The sequence below is a fragment of the Lentzea sp. NPDC102401 genome (assembly GCF_044765805.1).
GTDB lineage: Bacteria > Actinomycetota > Actinomycetes > Mycobacteriales > Pseudonocardiaceae > Lentzea > Lentzea sokolovensis.
The window spans coordinates 608,606-624,966 of sequence record NZ_JBIWKS010000001.1 but is presented as its reverse complement, the minus strand read 5'-3'; the positions used below and the strand labels follow the sequence as shown (position 1 = coordinate 624,966).

Here is a 16,361-nt window from a genome sequence, read left to right as displayed (position 1 = left end):
GATCAGGGAACGAGGTGGTAGGCGACCGTCGGCCAGATGCCGCCCTTGATCTCCCGGTCCTCGTCGCGGGCGGGATCGCGGACGAACCCGGCGCGTTCGGCGGCCTTGCGGGAGCCGATGTCGTCCCGGCACAACCTGAGCTCGCCGACGGTGCGATGGGCGAGGATCCACGCGACGAACTCGGTGAGCGCCCTGGTCGCCAGTCCCCGGCCGCGTGCGTGAGCGGCCACGAGGTACGACACGTGGCCGACGCCGTCCTCGAAGTCGGCGGCCACGTTGCCGCAGCGTTCACCCGCGTCCTCGATGCAGAACGACGCGGTGGCGGGGTTGGTGGACAACGACCTGATCGCGTCGGCGACCTGTGCCTCGGTGATCGTGGGCGGGTCGGTCGTGTAGCGCTGGACCTCCGGATCCCTGGTGGCTTCCGCGTACCAGGCCGCGTCCTCGACGGTCCACTCGCGCAGCCTCACCCGAGTTCGGCGCTGTCCGTGAGCCGCAGCTTGCGGCGAGCCCGCTGGTAGAACGTCGTCATCCCGAGCCGCACCACCCGAGCGGCGCCGGCCCTGCCGCGCAACGACACCCGCTGGCCCGGTTCGACGTAACCCGCGACCATGCCGTCCACCTCGACCGCCAGGCGACCGCTGGACGGGAGCAGGTCCAGTTCGACGTGGTCGTTCACCGACAGCACGATGCCCCGGCTGTAGGCGGAGTGCGGGGCGGCCGGGGTGACGAGCAGGGCCTCGACGGACGGGCTGGTGATCGGGCCGCCCGCGGAGAAGCTGTAGGCGGTGGAACCGGTCGGGGTGGCGACGATGACGGCGTCGGCGGCGTAGCTCACGAACGGCTGGCCGGCCACCCGGACGGCGACGCGGGCGCTGCCCTCGCCGGGGATGCGGACGACGGCGATGTCGTTGAACGCGGTGACCTTCTGGTCGTTGAAGTGCGCGTCGACGGCGAGGCGGGGTTCGACGGTGAAGTCGTGGGCGTCGATGGCGCTGAGGGCCGCGGGCAGGTCCGGGACGTCGACCTCGGCCAGGAAGCCGAGTTTGCCCAGGTTGACGCCGAGGACCGGGGCTCGTTCGCCGTCGGCCATGCGCATGGCGCGCAGCATCGTGCCGTCGCCGCCGAGGCTCACGAGCAGGTCGGCGCGGCGGCCCAGTTCCTCCGCGGTGACCGGGGTGGCCTCGCAGCGCAGGCGCTGGATCTCGTCGGAGATGCCGAGGATCTCGACACCGCGGAGGGTCGCCCAGCCGAGGACCGCCTCGACGGCGGCGGCGGAGTCTCGTTGCGGGTGCAGCACCAGGCCGGCGGCGTGCACGTCAGTTCGTCCTCTGTCGGGTCACGACGCCAGTCTGCCGAATTCCGGGCGGACGTGCGCCCCTCGTCCGAACGGCTGATCCGCACGCCTGCGAACCGGCCGTTCGGCGGGCGGGCGTGACCGCGAGGAGGAGTCCGGAGTGGACGCCCGTTCCTAGGTTGGCTGCATGACCATCCTGCTAGCCGATCCGGTCGTGCGCGCCGTCCGCGTGCTCGACAACGGGGATCCTTTGGTGCCATTGGACTGCGCACCCGGAGTGTGGGTGCGGGAAGGGCTCGCGCGGCGGCTCGACGTGGCCCGCGCGCTGCTTCCGTCCGGTGTGGACCTCCGGGTGATCGAGGGACATCGCAGCATCGACGACCAGAGCGCGATCATCGAGCGGTACACGGCCGAGTTGCTCGAACTGCACCCCGCGGCCGATGCCGTCGAACTCGGCCGGTTGTCGAGCCGGTTCGTGGCTCCGCTGGCCGTCGCGCCGCACGTCGCGGGTGCCGCGGTCGACCTGACGCTGGTCACGACGTCGGGTGCCGAGCTGTGGATGGGCACGGCGGTCGACGCCACTCCCGAGGAGAGCGACGGCGCCTGCTTCTTCGCGGCGCCGGTCGACGACGAGGCCCGTCGCAACCGGACGGTGCTGGCCGACGCGCTGAGTGCGGCCGGCCTGATCAACTATCCGACCGAGTGGTGGCACTGGTCCTACGGCGACCGCTACTGGGCGTTGCTGACCGGGGCCGACCACGCCGTCTACGGACCAGTGGAGGTGCCTGCGTGGGCGCGCGCGTGACGAGCCTGCGTCAGGTTTCGGCCGGGCCGTCGCTCTCGGTCGACCTCGCCGCGGTGGCCGCCAACACGAGGCGGTTCGTCTCGCTGGCCCGGGGTGGCGTCATGGCGGTGGTGAAGGCGGACGGGTTCGGGCACGGGCTGGGCGACGTCGCCCGCACGGCGGTGGCCGCGGGCGCCACCTGGATCGGGGTCACGTCCCTGGCCGAGGCCGTGCAGGTGCGGGAGTCCGGTGTGGACGTTCCGGTGCTGAGCTGGCTCAACCAGGTGGACGCCGACGTGCGGACAGCGGTCCGGTACGGGATCGACCTGAGCGTGCCGAGTCTCGGCCACCTCGCCGCGATGGAGGCCGGGGTGCGCGTGCACCTCCAACTGGACACGGGAATGGCGCGGGACGGGGCCGCGCCGGAGACCTGGCTGTCGCTGATGTCGGCGGCACGTCGCGCGGAACTGGCCGGGAGGGTCTCGGTCGTCGGAGTGATGGGACATCTGCCTTGTGCCGACATTCCTGGAGCGAATGAGACAGGGAAGCGGGCGTTGCTGCGGGGAGTCGCGATGGCGCGCCAGGCGGGACTGCGGCCGTCCGTGCGGCACCTCGCGGCCACGAGCGCCGCGCTGACGGACCCCGGCACCCATCTGGACGTCGTCCGGATCGGGGCCGGGCTGGTGGGGATCGACCCGTCCGGGACCACCCGGCTGCGCTCCGCGTTGCGGTTCACGGCGCCGGTGGTCCAGGTGCGCCGGGTCGCCGCGGGAACCGGCGTCGGCTACGGGCACGCGTACGTGACGGAACGCGCGACGACGCTGGCGTTGCTGCCGGTGGGCTATGCGGATGGCTTGCCGCGCAACGCGTCCACGCGGGCTGAGGTGTGGCTGGCGGGACGGCGCCGGCCGGTCGCCGGGGTGATCTCGATGGACCAGGTCGTGGTCGACGTCGGGGACGACGTGGTGGAACCGGGGGACGAGGCGGTGGTGTTCGGGCCGGGGGACGACGGCGAGCCGACGGCGGGGGACTGGGCTCGGTGGGCGGGAACGATCCCGCACGAGATCGTGACGGGCATCGGGGCGAGGGTGCGGAGGAACGTTCGATGAGGGGGATCCGCGTCGCCGTGATCGGTGGCGGGCAGAACTGCGAGCACGACGTCTCCGTGGCGTCGGCGGCGTCGGTGCGCGAGGCGCTCGACCCGGCGAAGTACGAGGCCGTGGCGCTCACGATCGGCCGCGACGGCCGGTGGTACGGCCAGAACGGCCAGGTGCTCGACACGCTGACGTCCGGCAGCCTCGCCGCCGCGCTCGACGTGATCGCGACCTGCGACGTCGTGTTGCCGCTGGTCCACGGGCCGCTGGGCGAGGACGGCACGCTGGCGGGCCTGTGCGAACTGGCGGGCGTGCCGTACGTGGGCTCACCGCTGCGCGCCGGTGCGCTCGCGATGGACAAGTGGGCCACCAAGCTCGTCGCCGAGGCCGTCGGGGTCCGCACGGCGAAGGGCGTGCTCGTCACCAATGCGTCCACTGTGGACTTCACCGGTCCTGTCGTGGTGAAGCCGGTGGCGGCGGGATCGAGTTTCGGGGTGAAGCTCGTCGAGCGCGAGGAGGATCTCGAACCGGCCGTGCGCCACGCGCTGGAACTGGACGACCGCGTGCTGGTCGAGGAGGTCCTGGACGGCCGGGAGATCGACATCGCGGTCCTGGACGACCCGGAGGAGGGTCGCAGGACCGGGCCACCACTGGAGATCCAGGTGCCCGGACTCTTCGACACGGCCGTGAAGTACGACGGCAGCGCGAAGTTCGTGATTCCGGCCCCGTTGGCGGACACGGAGCTCAAAGCGCTCGAAGACGCGGCGTTGAGGGTCTACGAGGCGCTCGGCTGCCGTGGACTGGCGCGGGTCGACTTCTTCCTCACCCAGGACGGCCTGGTGCTCAACGAGGTCAACACCATGCCGGGCATGACGGCGGAGTCGCAGGTGCCCAAGATGTTCGCGGCCGCCGGACTGTCCTATTCGGACCTGCTGGACAAGCTCGTCCGGGGAGCGATGCGGTGAAGCGGATCGCCGGGCTGGACGTGTTGCGCGGCATCGCGATTCTGCTGGTGATGCTGCGCCACGCGTTCCCTGACGCGTTCCCCGGTGCGGGCGTGGTCGGTGTGGTCGTGTTCTTCACGCTCAGCGGCTACCTGATCACCGGCGTTCTGCAGCGAGAGCTGACGAACACCGGACGCGTCGACTTCAAACGGTTCTACCTGCGCCGGGCGCGAAGGCTGCTGCCCGCGTTGCTGGCGCTCACCCTGATCTTCGCGATCGTCACCCTCGTGTTCGACCCGTTGGGGGAGCGCGACAAGCTGCTCAGGACCGTGGTCGTGCTGGTGACGTTCACCGGCAACCTGCCCGTCAGCGGAGTCAGTCCGGCGGCGTTCCACGGCTGGACGCTCGCGACCGAGGAACAGTTCTACCTGCTGTGGCCCGCGTTGCTGGCGTTCGCCTGGGTGCGCAACCGGACCGGCGCGGTTCTGGTCGTCACGGCACTGGGCGCGCTCGCGGCCTGCACGGCGACGCTCGTCTGGCTGTGGCCGAACGCCGACAACGCCTACGCGCTGCCGACGTCGTGGTTCGTGTGCTTCGTGATCGGCGCCGCCACCAGGCTGAAGCTGACCACCGCGCCGCGCTGGGCCGTGCCGATCGCCCTGACCGGTCTCGCGGTGCTGTCGGTGGTGCCTTTGAGAGGCCACGCGCTGACCTACCTCGTGGCGGGCCCGGCGATCGCGGCCTGCACGTCCGTCCTGCTGCTGGTCTGGTCGAAGTGGGAGCAGGTGGCGACGCCGATCCGCCCGCTGGTGGCGCTCGGCACCCTGTCCTACGGCGCCTACCTGTGGAACTACCCGCTGACGCTGTGGCTGCGGCCGGAGCTGGGCGCCGCCGCCGGGCCGATCGCGGCGGTGCTCACGATCGTGGCGGCGGCGCTCAGCTGGCGTTACGTCGAGGAACCGGTCATGCGGCGAGGTAGCCGTTCACCAGAGCGAGCCAGGCCGGCTTGAGGTGCCACCCGTCCGGTTCGGAGGGGTCGGCGTAGTAGATGCCGTGCGTGTCCGGGTTCGTGCCGCTGATCCGGTAGGTCCACCACGCCCAGCCGATGCCGTTGTCGTCGAAGGCCCCCAGAACCTTGCGGGCCTTCGACTTCGCGTCGTCGTCTCCGCTCTCGATGCCGACCTGGTTGATCCAGACCGGCACGTGGTGGGCTTCCCGGAACCCGGTGATCTGCCCGATCCGGTTGAGCGGCTCGGCGAAGATGAAGTAGTTGCAGGTGTAGACGACCTTCGGGTCGATCGTCGTGTACGCGCCTTCGAGGTGGGCGCAGCTGTAGTTGTCGTTGGGTCCCACGACGATCGGGGTCCTGCGGTCGATCCCGCGCAGCACGCTGATCATCTCGTCGTAGAACGCCTTCACCCCGGCGTCGTTCACCCCGACCGGCTTGGGCTCCGGCAGGATCTCGTACGCCCCCATGAACGCCTTGGTCTTGTAGCGGCGCGCGAGGAACTGCCACACCTCCTTGAACTCCTGCTTCATCGCGGCGTTCGTCCAGAAGTTGTCAGGGCGCCCACCCGCGCCCTGCCCGTAGTCCGAGTCCACGAACAGCGTGATCCACATGCCCGCGGCGCTCGCCTGTTCGACGGTCTGGTCGAGCAACGTCAGATGCCCCGCCTTGATGTGGCTGAGGTTCGTGGGGTCCGGATCGCGGCTGTCGACGCCGTCCTTCCACTCACCCCACCAGCGCAACGGGATCCGCACCGAGTTCGCGCCCGCCGCCACGTTGTCGGCCGGGTCCTGCGGCTGGACCGTGCCCCACTGCCCCCAGTTGTAGCCCCGCAGCACGATCGGGTTCCCGGCCGGATCGACCACGTCCGCCCCGGACACCGAGAGCCGTGCCGGTGCGGCAGCGCTCGCGGGCACACCGCCCAGCAGCAGCACGACCGCGGTGGATAACCCGAAGACCACCTGTCTCAGCTTCACGAGAAGTCCCCTCTCAAGATCGGCTAGAACCGTTCGGGTCGATACGGTGCCGGAGCGGGAACCGGGCGTGGTTCGGGCTGTGTTCGAGAAACGTCAAGATCGCGAGGCGGGAGACCACCTAGCGGCAGAAACCCGCGATCGTGGCGGTCAGCACCTCGGTCAGGCGGTCCAGGGAGGCCAGGTCGACGTACTCGGTGGCCGCGTGGGCACCCGCGCCGTCGACGCCGAACAGCAGGCAGGGGATGCCGGCGCGGTCCAGCAGGGCGCAGTCGGTCCAGAACGGCTCGGCGCGGATGACGGGCGGCTCGCCCAGGTTCGCGATCAGCGTGCGGACGATCTCGGCTTCGGGGTCGGCCTCGAAGGGCTCCCTGGCGAGGCCTTGGGTGAGCGTGGCGGTGAAGTCCGGGACCGTCGCGGTGAGATGGCCGAGGATCGTGCGCAGCTCGTCCTCGGTCTGCTGCGGGGATTCCCCCGGGACCGTGCGGCGTTCGAGGGTGATCCCGCAGGTCGCGGGGTAGGTGGAGGCCTCCTCGCCGCCGCTGATCAGCGACGCGTGGACCGTGCCGGTGCCGAGCAGGTGGTGTTTCGGGCCTTCGGCGAGGTCTCGGCCGAGTTGTTCCAGTGCCACGAGGAAGTGGCCTGCCTTGGCGATCGCGTCGATGCCGAGCTCCGGCCGTGACCCGTGGGCGGCGCTGCCCTGGACCTCGACGTCGAACCACACGAAACCCTTGTGCGCCAGCGTGACTTCGAGGTGGCTGGGTTCGGTGACGATTGCGGCGTCGGCGGTGAAGTGTTCCAGCACCTCTTCCGTGCCGGAGCTGCCGTGCTCCTCGTCGGCCACGCATGCGACGATCACGTCGCCGCGCAGAGGGCGTTCGGTGGCTCTGGCGGCGGCGACCATCATGGCCGCGATGCCGCCCTTCATGTCGAACGTGCCGCGGCCGAACATCCTGCCGTCGTTGATCTCCGGCTTGAGCGGGTCGCCGTCGTAGCCCGCGAGACCGACCGTGTCGAGGTGGCCGTTGAGCATCAACGACCTCCCGCCGCCGGCGCCCTTCCTGACGGCGACGAGCGACGGCCTGCCCGGTCGTCGCTCCAGGCGGTGGACCTCGAAGCCGTTGCGCTGGAACCAGGTGGCGCAGAAGTCGGCGATCGCTGTTTCGCCGTTGCCGCCGGGGACGAGGTCGGGGTTGACCGAGTCGATGGAGATCAGGTCGGCCAGCAGGTCACTGGGGTTCACGGGCGTCCTTCGGTGCTGATGAGCACGACGGTGGCGAGGTCGCCGAACTCGCTGCGGATCGCGCGCAGCCCGGCGAGAGAGGCGGCGCCGCACGGTCCTGAGTGGACGTTCTGCGCGTGGAGGTCGTGCATCGCCTTCGTGCACTCGGCTTCGGAGACGGACACAGCGGCGTCCAGGCCGTTGCTCAGGTACGGCCAGGCGGTCGCGGACGGGGTGCCGCAGTTGAGACCGGCCATGATCGTGTCGCCGGTGGGGATGGTCCTGCGTTCGCCCGCTTTCAGGCTTTCGAGGACACAGGCGGCACTGTCGGGTTCGACGGCGAGGAGTCTCGTGCGCGAGTCACGGCTGCGGTAGTGCGTGATGACGGCCTGGGCGAACGAGCCGACGCCGACGGGGACGACCACCAGGTCGGGTTCCGCGTCGAGCTGTTCGTCGATCTCGTGGCAGAGCGTGCCGTACCCCTCGACGATCCAGGCCGGGATCTCCTCGTAACCGGGCCATCCCATGTCCTGCACGAGGATCCCGTCCGCTTCGGCGGCTCTGGCGACCGCGTCGTCGTACGTGCCGTCGACGACGGTGACCTCGGCGTTCTCGGCCCTGATCGCCTCGATCGCCTGGGCGGGCACGGTGTTCGGCACGAAGACGTGGGCCCGCTGGTCGCGCAGCCGGGCCATGCGGGCGACCGCGCGGCCGTGGTTGCCGTCGGTCGCGGTGGTGAGCGTGACCGGCCCGGTTCGGTGCTGAAGAACGCGGTGAACGGCCCAGGACGCGCCCAGGGCCTTGAAAGCGGGCAGGCCGAGCCGGGAGGATTCGTCCTTGACGAACAGACGGCCGATCCCGAGCTCCGCGGCGAGGGACGGCAGTTCGGTCAGCGGCGTGGGAGCGTAGCCAGGCAGCCGGGCGTGGAAGTCCCGCACCTCGGTGGGTGCGGGCGGGCATCGCCAGCTGCGGGCGTCTGGCCGCGAGAACTTCATGAACGACAGCGTGCTGGTAACGCGGATCATCGGTCCAGCACATGTTCTCGACGTGTATCAGTGGAAGAATCCGAAGGGTTGGGAGGAGGTGCCGGATGAGCGACGAGGAGCTGATCGTCGAGTTCGCGCTGACCCGCCTCGATCACCCCGGCCTCGACCTGGAGGAGGTCGCCGCGCTCGTGGTCCGGAGGGGCGGGCCGGAACGGATGGTCGAGTTCGCCGGGCAGACCCTGGTGCACCGCGACGAACTGCGGGGAGCGGTGTTCCCGGCGGCCGTCGAGCACGTCCTGCGGGTGGTGCTGATGCTGCGCGGGCCGAGTGACTAGAGCCGCCCCGCTGTCTGCCTGGTCAGTTCGATGACGCGGGTGGCCAGCGGCGACAGCGTCCGGTTGGACCGCCAGGCCAGGTAGATCTCGCGCGGGGCCAGCGCGGGTTCGATTTCGTGCGTGGACAGGTCGTCCGAGGGCACGTCGAGCGCGAGTCGCGGCATCACGGCGACGCCCATGCCGGCGCGGACCATCGAGATCACGCCCCGGTTGTCGGCCGTGCGGAACACGATCAGCGGCGCCACCCCGGCCTCGGCGTAGACCCGTTCGACCCTGGCCTGGTCGCAGATCGGCGGCTGGGCGACCATCGCGGCGCCGTGCAGGGCCTGGAGCGGGACCGGGCCGCGGGGGAACTGGCCGTGGCGGGCGACCAGCACGTACGGGTCGTCGAGGATCTTGACCTGCTCGGCGTCCTTGACCCGTCCGTCGAAGAAGACCAGGTCCAGGCCGTCGGCGCTGGGCTGGTCGGTCTCCTCCTCGAACAGCCGGATGTCGGCGGCGGGGTGTTCGGTGAGGATCTGGCGCACCACCGTCGGGAGGATGACGTTGGTGACGCTCTGGAAGGTGCCGATGTCGACGCGACCCTCGCCTGCCTTGAACCGTTCGACGGCCTCCTCGGTGGTGGCGGCTCTGGCCAGGAGTTCGCGTCCGTGGGCGAGCACCACCTCGCCCAGTGGCGTGAGGCGGACCGGTTTCGGGCCGCCGGGACGGTCGAACACGGCGCCGCCCACGGCCTTCTCCAGCGCGGCGACCTGCTGGCTCACGGCCGACTGCGTGTAGCCGAGGCGGTCGGCGGCCTTGCCGAAGGTGCCTTCGGCGGCCACCGCGTCCAGGGTTGCCAGGTGGCGGAGGTCCATCACGGCTTTGACTATAAGCGCGGCTTGTTGTTGTAAGCAGAATCTATCGCTTTTGTTAATGCTCATTCGTTTCTAGCGTTGCTCTCATGAACCCACGATGTGCTCTCTGGTTGCCGCTGTTCGACGCGCTCGCCGATCCGTTGCTCGTCGCCCGCCTCGCCGCGGAGGCGGAGGAGGTGGGCTGGGCGGGGGTGTTCGTCTGGGACCACGTCCGGTGGCGCGAGCCGGTCACGCACGTGGCCGATCCGTGGATCACGCTGGCCGCCGTCGCCTCGGCCACCTCGCGGCTGAGGTTCGGGCCGATGGTGTCGGCTGTCGCCCGCCGGCGGCCCGTGAAGCTCGCCCGCGAGACCGCGTCGCTGGACCTGCTCAGCGGTGGACGGCTCGTGCTGGGCGTGGGCCTCGGGAGCGACCGGTTCGCGGGCGAGTTCTCGCGGACCGGGGAGGAGTGCGACGACCGGGTGCGCGGGCAGATGCTGGACGAGTCGCTGGAGATCCTGCGGGCTGCGTGGTCAGGCGAGACCGTGCATCACCGCGGTGCGCACTACACAGTGGACGGTGTGACGTTCCTGCCTAGGCCCGTGCAGCGGCCCGGAGTTCCGGTGTGGGCCGCCGGCTTTCCCGGGAAGGTGCGGCCGATGCGTCGGGCCGCCGGTCTGGACGGCTTCTTCCCCGTGAACCTGTCGTCGGCCGGCGAGTTCGCTGACGCGGTGGGGCAGGTGGAGGCGCTGCGGACCGGTGACGGGCCGTTCGACTACGTCTGCGAGGTTTCTCCTGGTGAGGACGTCGCGCCGTATGCCTCTGCCGGGGCCACCTGGTGCCTGACCGCCTTCGATCCGGCTGCCTTGTCCGTGGATCACGTGCGCGGCGTGCTGCGCGATGGACCGGCGGTGCGGTGATGCGCGTCAACGGGGTGGAGTTGTGCGTCGAGACTTTCGGGAATCCTGCCGATCCGGCGGTGCTGCTGATTCACGGCGCGTGCGCGTCCATGTTGTGGTGGGAGTCGGAGTTGTGTGCGGCGATCGCGGCGCGTGGGCGGTTCGTGATCCGTTACGACAACCGCGACACCGGGTTGTCCGTGAGCTATCCGCCTGGCGAGCCGGGGTACGCGCTGTCCGACCTGGTGCTGGACGCCGTGGGGATCCTGGACGCGTTGGGCGTCGATCGTGCTCATGTGGTCGGACGATCGATGAGCGGGGCCATCGCACTGGCGCTGGGCGTCGATCACGCGGACCGGGTGCTGTCGCTGACGTTCGTGGCGACCACGACCGGTGATCCGGACCTGCCGCCGATGACCGAGGCCTTTCTGGAGGCTTCGGGTGCGCAGGCCTCGTCCGATGTGGAGTCCATCGTGTCTGTGCTGCGGGCGTACGCGGGTACGTCGCCGTACTTCGACGAGGAAGCCGTGCGTCTGCTGGCAGTGGAGGACGTGGCACGGACGGTGAACGTGGCGTCGGCGATGACCAACCACTTCCGCATCGAGTTCGACGCTCCGCGTGGGGGCGGGTTCGGTGACATCGTCGCGCCCACTTTGGTGGTACACGGTTCGCTCGATCCGGTCTATCCGCCGGAGCACGGGGAAGCTCTGCGTGACGCTGTGCCGGGTGCGTCGCTGCTGGTCCTGGACTCGGTCGGGCACGATCTGCCACGTCCGGTGTGGCCTGAGTTCGTCGACGCTCTGGTGGAGCACACGGCTTGAGCGGTGCTCGATCGCGGCTGCACGGAATTGTCAGGGGTGCCCGGTAACGTCCTGTCCATGAGTGCTGCGGGGGATCGGATTCAGGAGCTGGCGGCGCGGATCGTCGAGCTGCGGGACGCGTACTACCAGGGCGAGCCGTTGGTGGCGGACGCCGAGTACGACGCGATCGAGGACGAGTTCCGCGGTCTGGTCGCGAAGCACCCGAAACTGGCGCCGAAGGACAACCCGCTCGACCACGTGGGTGCGCCGTCGGTGCTGCACGCGCCCGTGCGGCACTCACGGCCGATGCTCTCGCTCGAGAAGGCGAACAAGCCCGAGCAGGTCGAGTCGTTCTTCTCGCGGTTCCCCGGTCAGCCCGTGGTCGTCATGCCGAAGCTCGACGGACTGTCGCTGGCGCTGGTGTACGAGAACGGCAGGCTCGCGCGCGCTGTCACCCGTGGCGACGGCACGACGGGGGACGACGTCACCTTCCTCACGCGCGCGTTGTGCGACGGGGTGCCGGACAAGGTCGAGGCGCCGGGGCGCGTCGAGGTGCGCGGCGAGTGCGTGATGCTGCGCTCGACGTTCGACACCTACAACGCGGCGCACCCGGACAAGCCGCTGATCAACCCGCGCAACGCCGCCGCGGGCACGTTGCGCGCCAAGGACCCGAAGGCGGTCGAGGGCCGGCGCATGCAGTTCTTCGCGTTCGACCTGACGACCGAGCCGGAGAGCGCCGACTCCGACCTCGACGCGGGCCTGCGCAAGCTGGGCTTCAGCGTGGCGGAGATGAAGCACTGCTCCACCGCGGCCGAGGCGCAGGACCTGATCGGCGGCATCGAGCAGGCCCGCAACAAGCTCGACTACGACCTCGACGGCGCTGTGCTGCGCCTCGCGAACCGTGACGCGTTCGCCGCCGCGGGCACCCGGTCGTCCTCTCCGCGTGGCGCGATCGCGTACAAGTTCGCGGCCGAGGAGAAGACGACGGTGCTGAAGGACGTCGTCTGGGACGTGGGCAAGACCGGCAAGATCGCCCCGGTCGCGTGGCTGGAGCCGGTGTTCGTCGGCGGCACCACGGTCACCCGCGCGACGCTGGCCAACCAGGAGGTCATCCGCTCGCGCGGCATCAAGATCGGCGACACGGTCCTGGTCCGCCGCGCGGGCGACGTGATCCCGTTCGTCGCGGGCGTCCTGGACGAGTCGAAGCGCACGGGCGACGAACGCGAGATCATCCCGCCCTCCGACTGCCCGTCGTGCTCGCAACCGCTGACCGAGCAGGGCAACAGCCGCGAGCTGTTCTGCACGAACGCCGTCTGCCCCGCCCAGACCGTGCGCCGCCTGATCCACTGGTCGTCCCGCGCCGCGGCGGACATCGACGCCATCGGCCAGGTGTGGATCGAGCGCCTCGCCGAGACCGGCGACCTGGTGAACCCGTCCGACTTCTACACGCTCACCAAGGAACGCCTGCTGGAGTTCGACCGCGTGGGCGAGGTCTCCGCGACCCGCATGATCGAGTCCATCGACCGCAGCCGCTCCGTGGGCCTGCGCCGGGCCATGATCGGCCTCTCGATCCCGATGGCCTCGGAAGGCACCGCGGCCCGCCTGTGCCGAGCGGGCTTCGGCTCTCTGGAAGAGGTGGCCGACGCGGGCGTCGAGAAGCTCGTGGCGGTCGAGGACATCGGCCAGAAGGTCGCCGAGTCGATCAACTTCCACCTGTCCCGCCTGCGCCCGGAGCTCGAACGCCTGCGGGACCGCGGCGTCTCCCTGGAGGTCCGCTCGGAGGACCTGCCACCGGTCGTCGTCGCCGGCGCGCCCCTGGAGGGCAAGTCCGTCGTGATCACGGGTTCGATCAGCGACCCGCGCTCCGGCGAGAAGGTCACCCGCCCGACGTTCCAGAAGATGTGCGAACGCGCCGGCGCCACCGCAGCCTCCTCGGTCTCGGCCACCACCGACCTGCTCATCACGGGCGAAGGCGTGGGCGCCGGCAAGCTGACGAAGGCGGAGAAGCTCGGCGTCGAGGTCGTCGACCAGGGCGAGATCTGGACGAAGCTGATCGCCGCAGGAGTCGCCTGACCCGTCCGACCCTAGATGCGAGAAGCCCCCACGCTGCCTGGGGGAGGACGGCAGCCTGGGGGCGAGTTGGGTGGTCGGTGCGGCGGTCGCCTCTCGGCGGTGGGCACGACGCGGCTCCGGGTGAACGGTGCTCCGCGAAGGCGTTTGTGTTGGGGCCCGGGGACTCGTTCCGCGCCGACCGTCTCGTACAACGGCGCGGGGTTCCGTTGTGTTTCCTGGTGATCTGTGTGCTCGCTCACCGCGCGGGCTGCTGAGTTCCTGGCGTCGCAAGGGATTGAGCGTGTCCGGTGGTGGGCGAAGCCGGTGTCCGCTGAACTTCCTTCTCTGGCAGGAAAGTCAGGCGCGTGCGGGTGAAGAGGAAGGCCCTCAAGCTGTCCGGGGGGGTGTGCAGCCTGAGGGCCGAGCTTGTGGTCGGTGCGGCGGTCGCCTCTCGGCGGTGGGCACGACGCGGTTCCAGCCGAACGGTATGCCGCGAAGGCGTTTGTGTTGGGGCCCGGGGACTCGTTCCGCACCGACCACCCCGTTCAACGGCGCGGGGATCCGTTGTGTTCCAGGGGAACCTGTGTGGCCGGTCACCGTCACGAACGCGGAAGACCTTCCGGGGCAAGAAGAAACCGGGTGGTCGGCGCGGCAGGAGAGCTCCGCGCCGACCGGACGCCCTCAAGACGTCTGTCGGGGAGAGCGACGCCTTGAGGACGAGTTGGTGAGGCCGATGCGATCGGTGGCCTCTCGGCGAGTGGCTCTACGCGGTACCAGCCGAACGGTCTTCCGCGAAGGCATTGAGGTGAGGCCCGGGGGACACGGATCGCACCGACCAACACGTATAACGGCCCCCAAGCCCGCAGTGTTTCCTGAACGGGCTGTGTGGTCGCTCACCGCGTACCGGGATCCTGCGAAACCCTGGCCTGGCGGGGGTGACCCACCGCTCTAATGGACGATGACGCCGCCCATGTCACAGGTTGGAGAAAACCTGATGGTGAGGCGGCGTTCGTTCCTGCTCGGGGCATCAGCCCTGCCACTCTCATCGGCCCTGGTGCGGCCCTGGCAGAGGCGTCGGCCGGACCGCTCGACTCCGGACCGCTCGACTCCGGACCGCTCGACTCCGGACCGCTCGACTCCGGGCGGCTGGCCGCGGACCACTGGATCCGCACGCAGGCCGCCGGCGGCAACGACTGGCAGGACGCGACCCTGCACAGCGGTGTCATGGCGCTGTACCGGGCCACGAATGACACCAGGTACCGCGACTACACGCTGGGCTGGGCGAACCGGCACGGGTTCGCGCTCAGGAGTTCGTCGGGCAACCCGCACTTCGCCGCCCACCAGGCGGCCGGTCAGGCCTACCTCGACCTCTACGAGGACGACCCGGAACCGCGGCGCAGGGCGGCCATCGCCCGAGAGATCGACGCGACCATCGCGACCGGCAGGACCGACTACTGGTGGTGGGTCGACGCGCTGCACATGGCGCTGCCACTCTTCGCGCGGCTCGGCAGGATGGACTACGGCGACCGGCTCTACCGCTACACCCGGCAGCGGCTGTGGAACAACGGAGTGTGGTGGCGGGACGGCAAGTTCGTGAACAAGAACATCTACTGGTCGCGCGGCAACGGCTGGGCGATCGCGGCGCTCGCCAAGGTGCTCCAGGTCCTTCCACAGCAGTCGCCCTACCGCGCGGCCTACGAGGCGGACTTCCGGCAGATGGCCGCGAGGCTCGCGCAGGTGCAGCGCTCGGACGGGTTCTGGAACGTCAACCTGGGTGATCCCGACGACTATCCGGGTCCGGAGACGAGTGGCACGGCGTTCTTCACCTACGGCCTCGCGTGGGGCGTGCGGTCCGGGCTCCTGAACACCACCACCTACCGCCCGGTCGTGACGAAGGGCTGGGACGGACTGACCAGGCTCGCCCTGCAGTCCAGCGGCCGGCTCGGGTATGTGCAGGGCGTGGGGCAGCAGCCGTCCGACCACCAGCCCGTGCGTGTCAACGACACGTCGAACTTCGCCGTCGGGGCGTTCCTGCTCGCCACGTCGGAGGTTGCGCGCCTCTGAAAGCGAAGTCTGGCAGCGGTGGTCGCCTGCCTGGATCCGGGCCTACGACGCGGCCAGCCGTCTCGTGCGTGAGGCCGAGATCTGGCCGGGCCTGGATCGCCGAGAGGCTCGGCGATCCAGGTCAAGCCTTTCAGAGCGTGGATCAGTAGAAGCAACCCGTGCGGGGCAGCGACGACGGCGCCGGCGGCGTCCGTCCGTCATACAGCGCGAGCAGGAAGTTCTGCGGGCAGTAGGACGTTCCGCTGATCTTGATCGCGATGTGCAGGTGCGGGCCCGTCGAGTTGCCGGTGTTGCCGGTCGTGCCGACGCGGTCACCGGCCTTGACGGAGGTGCCGTTCGAGACCGACCACGACGAGAAGTGGCAGTAGATGTAGTCGACGCCGCTCTTGACGATTCGCAGGCCGTTGCCGCAGCCGCTGGGCTCGTTGATGCGGTAGGCGGTGCCGGTGACCATCGCGTACGCCGGCTTGCTGTTCACGGGCAGGTCGATGGCGGGGTAGTCGTGGTGCGGGTCGTCGTACTCGCTGCGCGGCAGGGCGCTCTTGGCCAGCGGCAGGCTGAAGGTGCCGCCGCCACCGCCGCCGGAACCCGATCCGCCGACCAGCGTCTGCCAGGTGTTCGGGCCGACGACGCCGTCCGCCGACAGGCTCTTCGACTTCTGGAACGCCACGGCCGCGCTGTGCGTGCCGCCGCCGAAGTCGCCGTCCTCGTCCAGGCCGTAGCCGTAGCGGTTGAGCTGCACCTGGGCGGCGCGGACGGCGTTGCTGTTGTTGCCCTGCTGGACGCTGACGATCAGCTTCGGCCAGGTGTTCGGGCCGATCTGGCCGTCGGACGACAGGCCGTTGGCGGTCTGGAACTGCTTGACCGCCGCCTCGGTGGCCGGGCCGAAGTCGCCGTCGGCGCTGATGTTGTAGCCGCGGTGACGCAGCAGGTGCTGGGCGGTCAGCACGGTCGCGCCGTTCTGGCCTTCCTTGACGTTCGGCCACGACGGCAGCGCCGCCTGTGCGGGGCTGACGACTCCTATCAGAACCCCGAACGAGATCAGGGCGGCAACGAGGATTCTCATGC

At 70.1% G+C, this 16,361-nt stretch carries 16 protein-coding genes; 9 read left to right on the top strand and 7 right to left on the bottom strand.

Annotated features, from left to right (window positions below; translation table 11 throughout):
- Positions 1-2: 2 nt before the first annotated feature.
- Entirely contained in the window at positions 3-470 is a 468-nt protein-coding gene (locus tag ACIRG5_RS02885) for a GNAT family N-acetyltransferase (RefSeq protein WP_402899166.1), read from the bottom strand.
- Positions 467-1,318: an NAD(+)/NADH kinase gene (locus ACIRG5_RS02880; protein ID WP_402899163.1), complete on the bottom strand. Its 852-nt coding sequence runs from the start codon at positions 1,316-1,318 to the stop codon at positions 467-469. Before ACIRG5_RS02880 ends, ACIRG5_RS02885 begins: the two co-directional genes overlap by 4 nt.
- Before the next feature lie 166 nt (positions 1,319-1,484).
- Here ACIRG5_RS02880 and ACIRG5_RS02875 point away from each other — a divergent pair, with 166 nt between their 5' ends.
- Genes ACIRG5_RS02875 through ACIRG5_RS02860 form a run of 4 tightly spaced genes read left to right on the top strand, consistent with a single transcriptional unit; the run spans position 1,485 to position 5,129 of the window.
- Complete coding sequence (locus ACIRG5_RS02875; protein WP_402899161.1) at positions 1,485-2,102, top strand: M15 family metallopeptidase; 618 nt, start codon at positions 1,485-1,487, stop codon at positions 2,100-2,102.
- A complete protein-coding gene (alr, locus tag ACIRG5_RS02870; RefSeq protein ID WP_402899159.1) occupies positions 2,087-3,190 on the top strand; it encodes an alanine racemase in 1,104 nt (367 codons plus the stop codon). The genes ACIRG5_RS02875 and alr overlap by 16 nt, the downstream gene beginning before the upstream one ends.
- Positions 3,187-4,140, top strand: a complete 954-nt coding sequence (locus ACIRG5_RS02865) for a D-alanine--D-alanine ligase (RefSeq protein ID WP_402899156.1) — start codon at positions 3,187-3,189, stop codon at positions 4,138-4,140. The genes alr and ACIRG5_RS02865 overlap by 4 nt, the downstream gene beginning before the upstream one ends.
- Positions 4,137-5,129, top strand: a complete 993-nt coding sequence (locus ACIRG5_RS02860; protein WP_402899153.1) for an acyltransferase family protein — start codon at positions 4,137-4,139, stop codon at positions 5,127-5,129. The genes ACIRG5_RS02865 and ACIRG5_RS02860 overlap by 4 nt, the downstream gene beginning before the upstream one ends.
- Here ACIRG5_RS02860 and ACIRG5_RS02855 read toward each other — a convergent pair.
- The 3 genes from ACIRG5_RS02855 to ACIRG5_RS02845 form a co-directional block, all read right to left on the bottom strand.
- Positions 5,083-6,102: a glycoside hydrolase family 5 protein gene (locus ACIRG5_RS02855; RefSeq protein ID WP_402899151.1), complete on the bottom strand. Its 1,020-nt coding sequence runs from the start codon at positions 6,100-6,102 to the stop codon at positions 5,083-5,085. The two genes, ACIRG5_RS02860 and ACIRG5_RS02855, sit on opposite strands and share 47 nt — an antisense overlap.
- Before the next feature lie 118 nt (positions 6,103-6,220).
- Positions 6,221-7,342, bottom strand: a complete 1,122-nt coding sequence (locus ACIRG5_RS02850; RefSeq protein ID WP_402899148.1) for an ArgE/DapE family deacylase — start codon at positions 7,340-7,342, stop codon at positions 6,221-6,223.
- The gene (locus ACIRG5_RS02845; protein ID WP_402899145.1) at positions 7,339-8,346 is read right to left on the bottom strand and encodes a pyridoxal-phosphate dependent enzyme; all 1,008 of its coding nucleotides are present in this window, start codon (positions 8,344-8,346) and stop codon (positions 7,339-7,341) included. The genes ACIRG5_RS02850 and ACIRG5_RS02845 overlap by 4 nt, the downstream gene beginning before the upstream one ends.
- A gap of 65 nt (positions 8,347-8,411) precedes the next feature.
- Here ACIRG5_RS02845 and ACIRG5_RS02840 point away from each other — a divergent pair, with 65 nt between their 5' ends.
- Positions 8,412-8,642 (top strand): hypothetical protein, encoded by a 231-nt coding sequence (locus tag ACIRG5_RS02840; RefSeq protein WP_402899142.1) that lies wholly within the window; start codon positions 8,412-8,414, stop codon positions 8,640-8,642.
- On the opposite strand, the gene ACIRG5_RS02835 is transcribed toward ACIRG5_RS02840, so the two are convergent.
- Entirely contained in the window at positions 8,639-9,499 is an 861-nt protein-coding gene (locus tag ACIRG5_RS02835) for a LysR family transcriptional regulator (protein ID WP_402900868.1), read from the bottom strand. The two genes, ACIRG5_RS02840 and ACIRG5_RS02835, sit on opposite strands and share 4 nt — an antisense overlap.
- A gap of 86 nt (positions 9,500-9,585) precedes the next feature.
- Between ACIRG5_RS02835 and ACIRG5_RS02830 the strand changes: the two genes are divergently transcribed.
- The 4 genes from ACIRG5_RS02830 to ACIRG5_RS02815 all read left to right on the top strand — a co-directional run bounded on the left by ACIRG5_RS02830 (position 9,586) and on the right by ACIRG5_RS02815 (position 15,293).
- Positions 9,586-10,398, top strand: coding sequence for an LLM class flavin-dependent oxidoreductase (locus ACIRG5_RS02830; protein WP_402899139.1), 813 nt, complete (start codon positions 9,586-9,588; stop codon positions 10,396-10,398).
- Positions 10,398-11,198, top strand: a complete 801-nt coding sequence (locus ACIRG5_RS02825; RefSeq protein WP_402899136.1) for an alpha/beta fold hydrolase — start codon at positions 10,398-10,400, stop codon at positions 11,196-11,198. Before ACIRG5_RS02830 ends, ACIRG5_RS02825 begins: the two co-directional genes overlap by 1 nt.
- A 57-nt stretch (positions 11,199-11,255) precedes the next feature.
- On the top strand, positions 11,256-13,250 hold the full coding sequence (gene ligA / locus ACIRG5_RS02820) for an NAD-dependent DNA ligase LigA (protein WP_402899133.1): 1,995 nt from the start codon (positions 11,256-11,258) through the stop codon (positions 13,248-13,250).
- A 930-nt stretch (positions 13,251-14,180) separates the two neighbouring features.
- Entirely contained in the window at positions 14,181-15,293 is a 1,113-nt protein-coding gene (locus tag ACIRG5_RS02815) for a glycoside hydrolase family 88 protein (RefSeq protein WP_402899130.1), read from the top strand.
- Between the two features lie 142 nt (positions 15,294-15,435).
- Here the strand turns inward: ACIRG5_RS02815 and ACIRG5_RS02810 are convergent, their stop codons facing one another.
- Positions 15,436-16,359: a peptidoglycan-binding protein gene (locus tag ACIRG5_RS02810; protein WP_402899128.1), complete on the bottom strand. Its 924-nt coding sequence runs from the start codon at positions 16,357-16,359 to the stop codon at positions 15,436-15,438.
- Positions 16,360-16,361 lie beyond the last annotated feature (2 nt).

What these genes read in the sequence shown, in the direction of transcription:
- ACIRG5_RS02875 (WP_402899161.1), top strand. Translation starts at nt 1,485, where the DNA reads ATGACCATCCTGCTAGCCGATCCGGTCGTGCGCGCCGTCCGCGTGCTC.
- ACIRG5_RS02865 (WP_402899156.1), top strand. Translation starts at nt 3,187, where the DNA reads ATGAGGGGGATCCGCGTCGCCGTGATCGGTGGCGGGCAGAACTGCGAG.
- ACIRG5_RS02845 (WP_402899145.1), bottom strand. Translation starts at nt 8,346, where the DNA reads ATGATCCGCGTTACCAGCACGCTGTCGTTCATGAAGTTCTCGCGGCCA.
- ACIRG5_RS02840 (WP_402899142.1), top strand. Translation starts at nt 8,412, where the DNA reads ATGAGCGACGAGGAGCTGATCGTCGAGTTCGCGCTGACCCGCCTCGAT.
- ACIRG5_RS02835 (WP_402900868.1), bottom strand. Translation starts at nt 9,499, where the DNA reads ATGGACCTCCGCCACCTGGCAACCCTGGACGCGGTGGCCGCCGAAGGC.
- ACIRG5_RS02830 (WP_402899139.1), top strand. Translation starts at nt 9,586, where the DNA reads ATGAACCCACGATGTGCTCTCTGGTTGCCGCTGTTCGACGCGCTCGCC.
- ACIRG5_RS02825 (WP_402899136.1), top strand. Translation starts at nt 10,398, where the DNA reads ATGCGCGTCAACGGGGTGGAGTTGTGCGTCGAGACTTTCGGGAATCCT.
- ligA (WP_402899133.1), top strand. Translation starts at nt 11,256, where the DNA reads ATGAGTGCTGCGGGGGATCGGATTCAGGAGCTGGCGGCGCGGATCGTC.
- ACIRG5_RS02815 (WP_402899130.1), top strand. Translation starts at nt 14,181, where the DNA reads ATGGACGATGACGCCGCCCATGTCACAGGTTGGAGAAAACCTGATGGT.
- ACIRG5_RS02810 (WP_402899128.1), bottom strand. Translation starts at nt 16,359, where the DNA reads ATGAGAATCCTCGTTGCCGCCCTGATCTCGTTCGGGGTTCTGATAGGA.